Origin of the sequence: Pseudonocardia ammonioxydans (genome assembly GCF_900115005.1) — a bacterium.
GTDB lineage: Bacteria > Actinomycetota > Actinomycetes > Mycobacteriales > Pseudonocardiaceae > Pseudonocardia > Pseudonocardia ammonioxydans.
Genome location: NZ_FOUY01000054.1, coordinates 1 through 12438 on the forward strand (window position 1 = coordinate 1; position 12438 = coordinate 12438).

The 12438-nt window shown below is 70.5% G+C and carries 10 protein-coding genes and 2 pseudogenes; 3 read left to right on the plus strand and 9 right to left on the minus strand.

From position 1 onward, the window contains the following. From BM093_RS30150 to BM093_RS30190, 9 genes and pseudogenes are all read right to left on the minus strand, one after another. Positions 1-188: pseudogene (locus tag BM093_RS30150) on the minus strand (IS256 family transposase); the annotation flags it as partial. 125 nt (positions 189-313) lie between these two features. Then, positions 314-1570 carry an alpha/beta hydrolase family protein gene (locus BM093_RS30155; protein WP_245773891.1) on the minus strand — a complete coding sequence of 419 codons (1257 nt, stop codon included), beginning with the start codon at positions 1568-1570 and terminating at the stop codon, positions 314-316. Positions 1571-1598: 28 nt separating this feature from the next. Next, complete coding sequence (locus BM093_RS30160) at positions 1599-3119, minus strand: alkaline phosphatase PhoX (RefSeq protein WP_093354735.1); 1521 nt, start codon at positions 3117-3119, stop codon at positions 1599-1601. Further along, the gene (locus BM093_RS30165) at positions 3109-3480 is read right to left on the minus strand and encodes a hypothetical protein (RefSeq protein WP_143105598.1); all 372 of its coding nucleotides are present in this window, start codon (positions 3478-3480) and stop codon (positions 3109-3111) included. Before BM093_RS30165 ends, BM093_RS30160 begins: the two co-directional genes overlap by 11 nt. A gap of 28 nt (positions 3481-3508) precedes the next feature. Further along, positions 3509-3787: a hypothetical protein gene (locus tag BM093_RS30170; RefSeq protein ID WP_093354747.1), complete on the minus strand. Its 279-nt coding sequence runs from the start codon at positions 3785-3787 to the stop codon at positions 3509-3511. Beyond that, entirely contained in the window at positions 3784-4098 is a 315-nt protein-coding gene (locus BM093_RS38455) for a putative collagen-binding domain-containing protein (RefSeq protein WP_425439214.1), read from the minus strand. Before BM093_RS38455 ends, BM093_RS30170 begins: the two co-directional genes overlap by 4 nt. Positions 4099-4119: 21 nt before the next feature. Further along, positions 4120-4802: pseudogene (locus tag BM093_RS38460) on the minus strand (glycoside hydrolase family 140 protein); the annotation flags it as partial. Positions 4803-4841: 39 nt separating this feature from the next. Beyond that, complete coding sequence (locus BM093_RS30185; protein WP_093354764.1) at positions 4842-6479, minus strand: flavin-containing monooxygenase; 1638 nt, start codon at positions 6477-6479, stop codon at positions 4842-4844. 46 nt (positions 6480-6525) lie between these two features. Further along, on the minus strand, positions 6526-7422 hold the full coding sequence (locus BM093_RS30190; RefSeq protein WP_093354769.1) for an SMP-30/gluconolactonase/LRE family protein: 897 nt from the start codon (positions 7420-7422) through the stop codon (positions 6526-6528). A 184-nt stretch (positions 7423-7606) separates the two neighbouring features. Between BM093_RS30190 and BM093_RS30195 the strand changes: the two genes are divergently transcribed. The 3 genes from BM093_RS30195 to BM093_RS30205 all read left to right on the plus strand — a co-directional run bounded on the left by BM093_RS30195 (position 7607) and on the right by BM093_RS30205 (position 12424). After that, positions 7607-9232, plus strand: a complete 1626-nt coding sequence (locus BM093_RS30195) for a long-chain-fatty-acid--CoA ligase (RefSeq protein ID WP_093354774.1) — start codon at positions 7607-7609, stop codon at positions 9230-9232. 94 nt (positions 9233-9326) lie between these two features. After that, positions 9327-11192, plus strand: a complete 1866-nt coding sequence (locus BM093_RS30200; protein WP_218162992.1) for a sigma-54-dependent Fis family transcriptional regulator — start codon at positions 9327-9329, stop codon at positions 11190-11192. 53 nt (positions 11193-11245) lie between these two features. Then, entirely contained in the window at positions 11246-12424 is a 1179-nt protein-coding gene (locus tag BM093_RS30205; RefSeq protein WP_093354779.1) for an acyl-CoA dehydrogenase family protein, read from the plus strand. Positions 12425-12438 lie beyond the last annotated feature (14 nt).

The following is a 12438-nucleotide window of genomic DNA, read 5'->3' on the forward strand; positions in this document are numbered from 1 at the left end:
TCGAGCGCAGCCTGCAGAACGGTGCGGGTCACTCCGGCCAACAGGCCGTCCGGGCCGACCAGCGAGACCCCGGACTGGCGGGCCTTGTCGATCAACTCTTGCGCCAGTTGCACGTCCAACCCCGTCGGCTGCGTCGACGGGGCCTGCTTATCGGCAGTGGACTCCGCTGTCGTGTCGTTGTCGGTCAACGATGATCCTTCCCGGCTGAAGCTGCCGCTTCAGCCTGCCGGATCACCGCCACACACGATCTTCCTGACAGACCCCATCTCCAGTCGTACCACCTGAGCAGCAGTGGACCGTCCCACGTCTTTCGCTACCGCTTGAACAGGTTGCCGGTCAGATAGATGTCCCAGTCGGCGTCGTCGAGGCCGTGGCCGCCGGAACGCAGGTGATAGCTCATGGCCGGGCCACGGAACCGTTCGTCGGTGGTGGGCGGCCAGCTCTGCGATGCCAGCCCGGTCTCGCCGAGGCCGTAGAGGTCGTAGACCGGTGCGGCGCCGAGGTAGGACAGGAACTCACCCTGGGGATCGGCGTTGCCGTCCTCGGTGGCGCTGCCGACAACGACCCGCCCCGGCGCGATCAAGGCCAGGAGTTCGTGCTGGTCGACCGGCAGCTCGTCCGCGTTGCCCGCGTAGTCGCTGTAGGTGGGTGGGAACCAGTGCGGGAAGGCGTCGGTGATGGCGGCGATGGACTCGCCTGCGTCGTCGCGGCGGGCGAGTTTGGCGCCGGTGGATCCGGAGTTGTTCGAGACGATCACGGGAAAGCGGGTGTCCTGGGCTCCGGCCCACAGTGCGGCCTTCCCGCCGCGGGAGTGGCCGATGACCGCGACCTTGTCCGGGTCGATGTCGGGCTCGTCCTGCAGATAGTCCATGGCGCGGCTGGCGCCCCAGGCCCACGCGCTGATGGCACGCCCGGCATCGTCGGGCAGCTCGGTGCCGGAGGGGTAGAAGGCGTCGATGACCCCGGAGCGGTAGCTGCCGGGGTCGTCGGGGGCGATCTCACCGGCGTCGAGCGCGACGAAGGCGTAGCCGGCGTCGAGGATCGTGGGGATCGGGGCGTAGCCCGACGAGCCGGGCTCGTCGCCGACCGAGCCGCGGTGGTCGATCAGCAGGAACGTGCCCTTCGGCTTGGTGTCGTCGGGAACGAACAGGCGCAGGGTGAAACTCGCCGAGCCCTCCGGCCCGGTGACCTCGATGCTGACCTTCTTCCCACCCTCGGACAGGGGCTGGTCGTCGAAGGTGACCTCGTCGGGCTCCGGTGTGGGCAGGGTGTGGCCGTAAACGTGGTCGGCGAAGGCCTCGAGCAGCTCGGGGCGCCGCTGGTGTTCCCAGTCGTCGACGCTGTCGACGGGGTCGCCGTTGTCGAGCACCAGCGGGTCCGGGACCCGGGTGCCGTTGAGACTCATCGTGGCCCCGGAGCCTCCGGCGCTGCCGTCCTCATCGAGTGGCTTGTCGTCGGCGCGCAGCGCGACCGCTGCCGTCCGCTGCGGCGAGGGATGCTCCGCGGCCACCGGCACCCCGGCAGCTGCGGCGAGGGTGAGCGCCGCACCCGCGGCCGCCAGCCCGGTCACGGCGACACGAATCCGTCGGTGCACGTCGCTACCCACCGTCGGTCGAGGCCCCCGACGACCGACCCGACCCCGACCCCGATCGCGGGGTCGAGCTGCGCCGACTCGACTCGGAGCTGCGCGACGAGGACGTCTCGGAGCGGCTTGACGACCCCCACTTCCGCTTCTCGCCCGTGGCGTCGCCCTTGGTGGAGGGTCGGGAGCCACCGCCCGATGAGGAGGGGGACTCCGTCCCGTGCCAGGGGCCGGTGATGGCGAACAGGATCCCGGGTTTCTGGATGCCGGCGAAGAGCACGCGCCCGTCCGGGGAGAACGTGGGCCCGGTGAACTCCGAGCCGATCTGGCTGCGCGCGAGCGGGTAGACGGTCCCGTCGCGGGTGACGCCGGCGAGGTGGTTGTCGGTCTCGCCGTCGGTGGCCAGGATCAGGCCGCCGTACGGTGCGGCGACGATGTTGTCGGGCGCTTCGACGGTCTCGCCGTCGGCGTCGGCGCCGAAGACCGTGGTCAACCGCAACGTGGCCTTCTGCGGGTCGTGGTGCCAGATCTGGCCGCGGTGGGAGTCGGCGTAGCTGGAGACCAGGTAGGCGCCCCCGTCGGCCCACCAGGCGCCTTCGAGCTTGTGAGCGCGGGTGATGCCCTCGCTCGCTCGCAGCGGCCCGTTCTCGGCGCCACGATCCCCAACCGGGCTCCACTCGACCTCGTAGAGGGTGTTGAGCGCGTCGGCCTGGGCGAGGTCGTCGACCCGGGCGCCGCGCTCATCGGTGCACACCAGCGCGGCCAGCTCGCCTGTGTCGGTGTCGAGGGTGGCGAGCTCGCCGGGCCGGCCGCGGAAATCCGAGGGCGGCCTCCACCGGTAGACGGTGCCGAGCGGGTCGATGGTGTCCTCGGTCAGGTAGACGGTCAGGGTGTCGGGGTCGATGCAGAGCGCTTCGTGGACGAACCGGCCCAGCGCGGTGATCGGGGTGGGGTCCTGGTTCGCGTCGAGGTCGTGCGGGTTGACCTCGAAGACGTAACCGTGGCCGTCGTCCTCGGTTTCCTCGCACGTCAGCCACGTGCCCCACGGGGTGACCCCGCCCGCGCAGTTGGTGGAGGTCCCGGCCAGCCCGACCCGCTCCCAGATCAGCTCCCCCTCGCCGGTGGTCTTGATGATCGTGCAGCCCCCGCCGGCGTCGTCGCGATACACCAGGCCCTTCTCGTGGGGGACGGCGCCGTCGTCGTCCGGGCCGCCGCGGACCTCGTGGTTGAGCACCACCAGCACGTTGCCGTTGCCGTCGTCGGCGTCGAATGCCGCGGCGCCGTCATGAATCCCCGGGCTCGGCTCGCCGCTCTTCATGCGGGTCGTGCCGGCCTCGGTCACCACCCGATAGGAGAAGCCCTCGGGCAGCGCGAGCAGCCCGTCGGGGTCGTCGACCAGCGGCCCGTAGCCGGCGAACCCGGCGGGTTGGGCGCGGGCCCCCGGCGCCGCCAGTAGGGCATCGACGGCGCCGAGCAGGCTCACCGCCATCCCCGCCTGCCCGGAGCGGGCCAGGAACGCGCGCCGGTCAAGCACCATCGGTGCTCGTGTTCCCTGTTGCGGCGGGCTGCGGCCAGACGCGCCAGCCTTCCCCGTCGCCGGTCGCGTTCAGCGCGAACCGGTACCCGGCCTGCTTGAGCAGGCTCGCGTAGTCGTGCTCGGCGGCGACCCGCTCGGAGCGCGGTTGTCCGGTGTGGACCAGCAGCATCGGCCCCTCGTCGTCGGGGTGCTCGACGATGAACCCGTCGCTGCCCTCGGTGAACTCGGCGAAGCCGCGCCGGCGCAACAGCTCGCGCAGCTGCTCGGCGTCGCGATCACGCACCGACCACAACGGCCGCCCATCAAAGCCGTGGCCGTAGGCCGGGTCCTGCCCGTCGTGCTGGTCGTCTCCGCCGCTCATCGCGTCCTCCACTCCTCGGGGGTACTGGTCAGTCGTGCTCGGTCGGTGGCCGGTAGTCCTCGGTGGCCAGCGGGTCGAACACACCCGTGCAGTCCGGGTGGCCCTCGCCCGTGCCGGTGTAGGCCAGCCACAGCGACCCGTCGGCGAACCGTGCGGTGACCTGCCCACCCGTCCCCCCGGTCCCGCGGCGGCGACGCAGGGCCGGGAACGGCACGTGCCCGTAGTCGTCGGGGTCATCGGCATCGAACGCGACGTCGTCTTCTCCACCGTCGTCGTCGACGTCGTGGTCACGATGGTGGCTGGTCATGCCGTGTCCTCCACCAGCAGCAACCAGTCCTCATCACTGGTCGGCGGGCTGTAGGTCTTGGTGACCTTGGTGGTGTCGAACTCGCCGGTGCGGGGGTTGAACCAGTACGCCTTCGGTGTGCCGGTCACGACGCTGGTGTCGACCGAGAACCCCTCGCCGGCGGGGGTGTAGACCAGCAGGTAGGAGCCGTCCGAGGCGACATTGGCCACGACCCGCTCCGCACCCGAACCCGGATCCGAGCCCAGGACCGACTGGTCGGGTTCCCCGCGGGCGAACGGCAGCGACTCCATCAGCTCGCGCAGGTGGCGCATCTGCTCGCCGGCGGGGAACTCGAGTGCCTCGGTCCAGCTCCCGCGCGCGCCGAGCTCGCCGTCGCCGCCGTCGTTGAACTGCCACACCGCGTGGTGGCCATAGGTGTGCCCGGCCGCCCCGCCCAGCACCGACCAGTAGGCATCCCGGCGCACGTCGAGGGCGGTGGAGAAGCCCTGCTCGGGCTCCCAGCAGTACGGGTGCTCCTCATAGATCGGCTCGCCGTCGAGGAACGGCTTGGCCGGGTCCGCGCCGTAGGTCGAGGCGACCAGGTCGGCGCGCACGTCGTAGCGCAGACAGTGCCCGCCCTGGATCATGTGGAAGTCCAGCCAGTCGCATCGGCGAACCACGTCGCGGACGACTGGTCGCCGCGCGGGTGGTAGGTCTTGATCTGGGTGCCGCCGGTGTCGTCGAGGCCTTCGGCCAGCTCGGTCCACAACTGCTCTTCCCCGTCGGCGGGGTGGTCCCCGCCGAGGGTCCAGGTGACGTTGTCGCGGGCCCCGAACCGCTCGCCGAGGAACTCCCCATAGCCGCGCGCGGTCGACTCGGTGATGGCAGACCCGTTGACTGCACTAACGCGAACGTGCGGTTGTTCGTGAATCGGCTGTGTAGTAGGAGGAGACAGATATCCCGCCGGGCGGTGAAACCCGGGGCTGTCCGGAAGGTCGCGACCCGCTGGCCACAGCGGCCACTCGGGGCCGGGCACACCGTGGCGGCCGGCCCCGAGTTGCTGGGGTATCGGGTGTCAGGTGATGGTGAATCCGGCGTAGCCCTTGTCCTTGATTTCGGCGAACTTGTCCCGGTAGGTGGGCAGCCCGGCGGGGTAGTTGAGGATCTGGACCTTCTTGCCGGGGATGTTGGCGCCCATGTACCAGGATTTGACCGTGGGGAACAGGGTCTGGTTCACCACCTCGGCGCAGTGTTCGGTCCATTCCTGTTCGGCCTGGCGGGTTGCCTCGAACCGGCTGTGGCCGTTTCGGAGCAGGTGGTCGAGGGTTTCGACGATCATTTCGCCCTGGATCTCGGCGCAGGTCGGGCCGTTGCAGAAGCCTGAGGGGCTCTGGGGGCCGTAGACGAACAGCAGGTTCGGGAATCCCGCGGTGGCGATGCCGAGGTGGGCGTCGACTCCGGAGGACCACTTCTCGCGCAGCAGGGTGCCGTCGGTGCCGCGGATGTCGATCTGGGTCAGGCCGCCTGTGACGGCATCGAAGCCGGTGGCGAGCACGATGATGTCGAACTCGCGCTCGGTGCCGTCGGCGGTGGTGATGCCGGTCTCGGTGACGGTGTCGATCGGGTTCTCGCCGATGTCGACCAGGTGCACGTTGTCCTGGTTGAACACCTCGTAGTAGTTCTGCTCCAGCGAAGGCCGTTTGATCCCGAACGGGTACGGCGCCTGCATGGGGGCGAGCTTGTCGGCGATCTTCGGGTCGTGGATGCGCGCACGGGTCTTGTCCCGCCAGAACCTGTAGGCGTGGTCGTTGGCCTCCGGGTCGATCAGGATGTCCTGGAAGATGCCCAGCCAGTAGAAGAAGCCGCCCTGCTCCCAACGCCGCTCGAAGACTTCGGCCCGCTCCTCGGGCGTGACCTCGACGGTGCTACCCGGGGCGAAGTCCAGGTCTCTGTCGAAACCTGCGAACGTGTCGGCCCGGTAGGTGAGCCGGCCCTCCAGCCCGGCCTTGATCCCAGCCTGGTCCTGCGGGGTGAGCGTGCGCTGGTGCATGGGAAGCGCCAGGACCGGCGTGCGCTGGAACACGGTCACATCGGCGGCGTCGCGGGCGGACTCCTGGACGACCTGCACGCCGCTGGCGCCGGTGCCGACGACGGCGACCCGCTTGCCGGTGAAGTCCACACCCTCCTGCGGCCACAGCCCGGTGTGGTGACAGGTGCCACGGAAGCTGTCCAGGCCCGCGATCGGCGGGGTGTAGGGCTTGGAGGCGAATCCGAGGCAGGGCACCAGGTAGGCGCAGCGCGCCGTGCTGCCGTCAGCGGCGTGCACCACCCATTGGTTGCGCTCGGTGTCGAACTCGGCCGAGGTGACGCGGGTGTTGAACCGGGTGTCCTTGCTGAAGTCGAGCTTGCGGTCGAGGTAGGCGAAATACTCACGCACCTCGGCCCAGCCGGGATAGCGCTCGCTGTACTCCCAGTCCTTCCACAGATCCTTGTAGGAGAACTGGTAGACCGATCCCTCGCTGTCGACCCGGGCACCGGGGTAGCAGTTCCAATACCAGATACCGCCCGGCCCCTCACCGGCCTCCCAGATCTTCACCGAGTAGCCGAGGTCACGAAGCCGATCGAGCTGATAGATGCCGGCAAACCCGGCGCCGATCACGAGGACGTCGAGCTCCTCGACAGCGGTGTCGGCGGTGTCGGTGGTCGTGCTCATAGTGTTCGTGCTCCTTTGCAACGAGTCGGTGACGAAAGTGCCGAGCTCACGGCGTGCCGGCGTGCGGCACGTCGACCCGGGTGGAGACGAGCCGGCCGAGGGTGGTGGTCGAGCGCTCGCCCTCGTCGAAGTTCGGGGCGACGCACAGGAACAGCGTGCGACCGTCGTCGCCGCCGAGCATGCAGGCGAACACGCCCTCGTCGCCGGTCGAAATCTCCTCGAGGATCTCGCCGCCCTCGGCCACCCGCACGCAGCGGTGGTGGATCGCGTCGGCGACCCAGAGCGCGCCGTCGGCGTCGAGGCAGCTGCCGTCCGGGCCGATGGAGGCCGCCGCGACGAGCTGTCCGACGTCGTCGGTGTCGGGCAGCGCCCCGAAGTGGGCCCAGTCCCGCCGTGGGCCGAGCTCGCCGTCGGCCCCGATGTCGAACGCGGAGATCCGATTGCCGAACGTCTCGCCCACGATCAGGGTCTTCCCGTCCGGGGTGATCACCGAGCCGTTCGGGAACATCAGGTCCTCGGCGGCTACCGAGACGGTGCCGTCCGGGTCGACGCGGGTGAGGTCGGCCGTGCGGAACGCTGCCCCGCCCATCAGGTCGAAGCCGAAGTCACCGACGTAGGCGCGGCCGTGGCCGTCGACGACCATGTCGTTGACGTGCCCGCCGGTCGTGGTGGTCAGGTCGGCGTGCTCGACCAGTGTCCCGCGCTCGAGGCGGAGCAGCTTGCGGTCGCGCATCGACACCACGAGCAGGGTGCCGTCCGGGAGCCAGCCGAGCCCGGAGGGCTGGGCCGGGACCGTGACGATCTCCTCGGTCTTGCCCTCGGGGGTGACCGCGACGACCTTGTGGGAGTAGAAGTCGGAGAGCCACAGGCGGCCGTCGTGCCACCTCGGGCCCTCGAGGTAGGTGAACCCGTCGACGACGGGGGTGAGCGGGCGGTCGGTCACGACTGTTCCTCTCGTTGGGTTCGGATGAGGCGGAAGTGTGGATGGTCGTGACCGCGCCCACTGTCCGGTTTCGCTACACGGGTCGGCTGTGCCCGAGCATGTAGCGAAACCGGACAGTGCGACGGCCGCCGCGGCGACGAGCCTCCCCGGTCACGAACCACCGACCGGTGAGAGGCGGAACCCCATGGACGGGCTGATGATGGACCGGCAACTGCTGGTGTCGCGGCTGCTCTGGCGCGCCGAACGGGTCTTCCCCGACCGGGAAGTGATCACCGGGGCCGCGGCCGGCGACGAGCGGTTCACCTACGCCCAGCTCGGTGACCGGGTGCGTCGGCTCGTCACCGTGCTGCGCGATCTCGGCATCGGCCCGGGCGACCGAGTGCTCAGCCTGGCCTGGAACTCCCGCCGGCACCTGGAGGCCTACTTCGCAGTGCCGTGCATGGGCGCGGTGCTGCACACCGGGAACCATCGGCTCTCGCCCGAGCAGCTCGCCTACACGATCAACCATGCCGGTGATCGGGTGGTGCTGGTCGACCCGGATCTGCTCGGGTCGCTGGAGGCCGTCCGGGACCGCCTCCACACCGTGGAGACGGTTCTCGTCCTCGGCGCGGTGCCCACCGGCTGCGGCTGGGAGAACGTGCACCCGTACGACGACCTCGTCGAGCATGCCGCTCCCGTCCGGGACCTGCCCGAGTTCCCGGAGACCACCGCCGCCGCGGTGTGCTACACGTCCGGCACGACCGGCGACCCGAAGGGGGTGCTCTACAGCCACCGCAGCACGGTGCTGCACGCTCTCGCCCTGTGCGCTGCCGGCTCGGCCGCGATCGATCCGGACGAACGCGTCCTGCTCGCCACACCGATGTCGCACGTCAACGCCTGGGGCGTGCCCTATGCGGCGGCGCTCGCTGGCGCCACCCTGATCCTGCCCGGAACCCACCCGCGACCCGAGGACCTTCTCCGGCTGATCCGCCAGCACGGTGCGAGCACCGCCGTCGCCGCCGTGACCGTGGGAACCATGATGCGCCGCGCCTGGGAGACGGCCGGGGGCGTGCACGACCTCGCCACATTGCGGCGGCTGTGGCTCGGCGGGTCGGCGCCATCGCCCACCGAGATCGAGTGGTGGTCGCGTACCGCCGGCGTCTGCGTGGTCAACGGCTGGGGGATGACCGAGACCTCGCCCATGGCGATGTTCTCCTCGGCCGCCGAGCGTCCCGGTGAGCTGCAGGATCCGGCTGTCCTCGACGTTCAGGCGCGCCAGGGGCGGCCGCTCCCGCTGGTCGAGATTCGCATCGTCGACGCCGAGGGCGCGGAGCTCCCGTGGGACGGTGAGACGACGGGCGAGTTGGAGGTGATGGCGTCCTGGGCGGCGTCGGGCTACCTGGAACGGCCGGATCCGGACAGCCACCGCGACGGCTGGCTACGTACGGGCGACGTCGCCGTGTTCCATCCCGACGGCACGATGCAGGTGAAGGACCGCACCAAGGACCTGGTCAAGAGCGGTGGTGAGTGGATCTCCTCGGTCGAGTTGGAGAACGCGTTGCTCGGGCACCCGGAGGTCGAGGACGCCGTCGTGGTCGCGGTACCCGATCCGACGTGGGTCGAGCGACCGGTCGCCTGCGTCGTCGCGGCCGGGAACGTGACCGGCGACGATCTCCGCTCCCATCTGGCGGAACGGTTCCCCCGGTTCTGGGTTCCGGACACTGTGCTGTTCGTCGAGACCATCCCGCGGACCTCGGTGGGCAAGCTCGACAAGAAGCGTGTCCGAGCCGAGCTCGGCATCACCGACGACTCGGCGCCGGTCACGTCCTGACCCCACCGGCCCGAATCTCGCGAATCGGGTCCTGTAGCGAATTGGGACAGTGCGCGTGGCCACCGCACTGCTGTGCTCGGTCGCCTAACCTGGTATGGACCTCGACGGCGAGGAGGCGACGACCGTGCACCCCGACCAGCCCGCCACGGCACTGCGCAAGGAACGGGAGCGGACGCTCGACGGCGACGCGGCTCTGCCAGTCGGCACGAGGTCCGCCTTCCGAGACGACATCCTCACGTCATGGCGCCGCTGCCAGATGGTCGGCATGGCCCCGACCAGCGAGGACGTGCCCTACCGGCCCGAGTTCGAACGGCCCAACCGGCTGCTGCGCGCAGCCGGGCCGGTGATCGACCGGCTGGCCGAGCAGGTGGGCAGCGGGCCGGCGTCGATCCTGCTCGCCGACTCCGACGCGCAGATCATCGACCGCCGGGCCGGAATTCGAGCGCTCGAGGAGGCGCTCGACCGGGCGATGGTCGCCCCCGGGTTCCACTACGCCGAGGAGTACACGGGCACCAACGGCATCGGCAGCGCGCTGGAGGCACGCAAGCCGTTCGTTGTGTCCGGTTTCGAGCACTATCGGGAGAACCTGCAGGAGTTCACCTGCATCGGGTCACCACTGCGGCATCCGATCAGCGGTGTGGTCGAGGGTGTTCTCGACGTCACCTGCCGGGTCAGTGACACGCAGGAGCTGATGAAGCCGCTCGTGCTCGCCGCCGTGCGCGAGATCGAGTCCCGGATGTACGCCGACGCGTCACGGCGGGAGCAGATGCTGCTCGAACGGTTCCTGCGGGCTGGGCGGCGATCGAGCAGCACCGCGGTGCTGTCGTTGAACGAGGACGTCGTCATGGCGAACACGGCAGCGTCCGCCCTGCTCGACATGTCCGACCAGGCGAGCCTGTGGGAGTGGGCCTGCCGAATGCTGGGCACCGGTGACGAGTGCGTCGGTGACGTCGCGCTCTCCGGAGGCCTCGTGGTCGACGCCCGCGCGACCCGGATCGGTGATCGGGACGGCACCGCCGGGGTCCTGGTCGAGATGCGCCCCGCGGCGCGCGAATCGCCGGGCAGCGCGCCCACCGGTGGACACCGGGTGCGGCGCGCCCGGCGGACCGACGCCCGAAGCGACGTGTTGCCCGGCCGCAGCGTCGCCGTCGCTCGGCTGCGTGACGAGGTCGAGGCCGTCGTCGACGACGAGCGGCCACTGCTGCTGTGTGGCGAGCCGGGCACGGGCAAGCTGTTCGTCGCCACCCACCTGCACCGCAAGCGGCGTCACCAGGAGCCACTGACGGTGCTGGACGCGCGCACCTCCCCGGACGATCCGGGCGCGTGGTTCGACCGGCTCGCCTCGGGCATCGACGGCGGCGGGACGGTCGTGGTGCGTCACCTCGCCCAGCTGGCCCCCGACCTGGCGGGACGGGTCGAGGCGCTCCTCGAGACCCCGGTGGGGTCGGGCGTCCGGATCGTCGCGACCGTCCGCACCCGCGAGGGCGACTCCCCGGCCGGTCGCACGCTGGACCATTTCCCGGTCTCGATCACCGTCCCACCACTGCGCTACCGCGGGGAGGACATCGCCGATCTCGCGCCGCGACTGATCGGCGCTCACACCGCACGGCGACCCGCGCCCCGACTCCAACCGTCCACGTTGCGGACGCTGTCGGGGCTGGACTGGCCCGGCAACGTGCGCGAGCTCGGAGCCGTGCTCGCCACCGCGGTGACCCGCTCGCTCGGCTCCGACATCGCCCACGAGCACCTCCCACCCGAGTATCGCGACAGCACCAACCGGTCCGGGGCCGCCTCGCTGCAGCGCGCCGAGCGCGACATCCTGCTCGAGGCACTCGCCGAGACCCACGGCAACAAGCTCGCCGCGGCCGAGCGGCTCGGGATCGCGCGCTCGACGCTGTACCGGAAGATGCGGATCCTGGGCATCGACGAGAACCGCCTGCCCGCGTTCCGCCCGCGGTGACCGTGTAGCGAAACCGGACAGGAGGCGCGGGCGTCCGCGCCTACCTTTCCGGCATGGCCGACACACTGTCACCTGATCACGAGGACTTCCTCGACGTCGACGCGGAACTCGCCGAACAGGAACGCGACATCCGCGACGCGGTCCGGGAATTCGCCAAGGATCGGCTCGCGCCGCACGTCGGCGATTGGTTCGAGCACGGGCGGCTACCGGCCCGCGAGCTCGCTGTCGAGTTCGGCAAGCTCGGCGTGTTCGGCATGCACCTCGACGGCTACGGCTGCGCCGGCACGACGGCCACCGCCTACGCGGTGGCCTGCCGCGAGCTGGAAGCCGTCGACTCCGGGCTGCGCAGCTTCGTCTCGGTGCAGGGGTCGCTGGCGATGAAGGCGATCCACCGCTGGGGCAGCGAGGACCACCGGGCCGAGTGGCTGCCCCGGATGGCGGCCGGTGAGGCGATCGGCTGCTTCGGGCTGACCGAGCCGGACGCGGGCAGCGACCCCGGATCGATGCGGACCCGGGCCCGCCGCGACGGGACGGATTGGATTCTCGACGGCACCAAGATGTGGATCACGAACGGGTCCGTCGCCGACGTCGCGGTCGTGTGGGCGCAGACCGGCGACGGTGTGCGCGGGTTCGTCGTCCCGACCGACACTCCCGGGTTCAGCGCTCCGGAGATCGAGCACAAGCTCTCGTTGCGGGCCTCGGTGACCTCCGAGCTCGTACTCGACGGCGTCCGGCTGCCCGACTCCGCCGCCTTCCCCGAGGTCAGAGGCCTGCGCGGGCCCCTGACCTGCCTGAACGAGGCCCGGTTCGGGATCCTCGCCGGTGTCGTCGGCGCGGCCCGGACCTGTTACCTCGCCGCGCGGGACTACACACTCGTACGCGAGCAGTTCGGCCGTCCGCTGGCGGCGTTCCAGCTGACCCAGCGCAAGCTCGCCGACATGGTCGTCGAGGTCAACCGGGCGAGCCTGCTCGCGCTGCAGGTCAGCCGACTCTCCGACACCGGGCGCCTGCACCACAACCACGTCAGCGTCGGCAAGCTGGCCAACGTCCGTGCGGCACTGGATGTTGCCCGCAGCGCTCGGACCCTGCTCGGCGCCAACGGCATCTCGCTCGAGTACCCGGTGATGCGACACATGGCCAACCTCGAAACCGTGCTCACGTACGAGGGCACCGAGGAGATGCACGCACTGTCGATCGGCCAGGCCGTCACCGGCATCCCCGCGTTCCGCTGAACCCGCCCCACCCC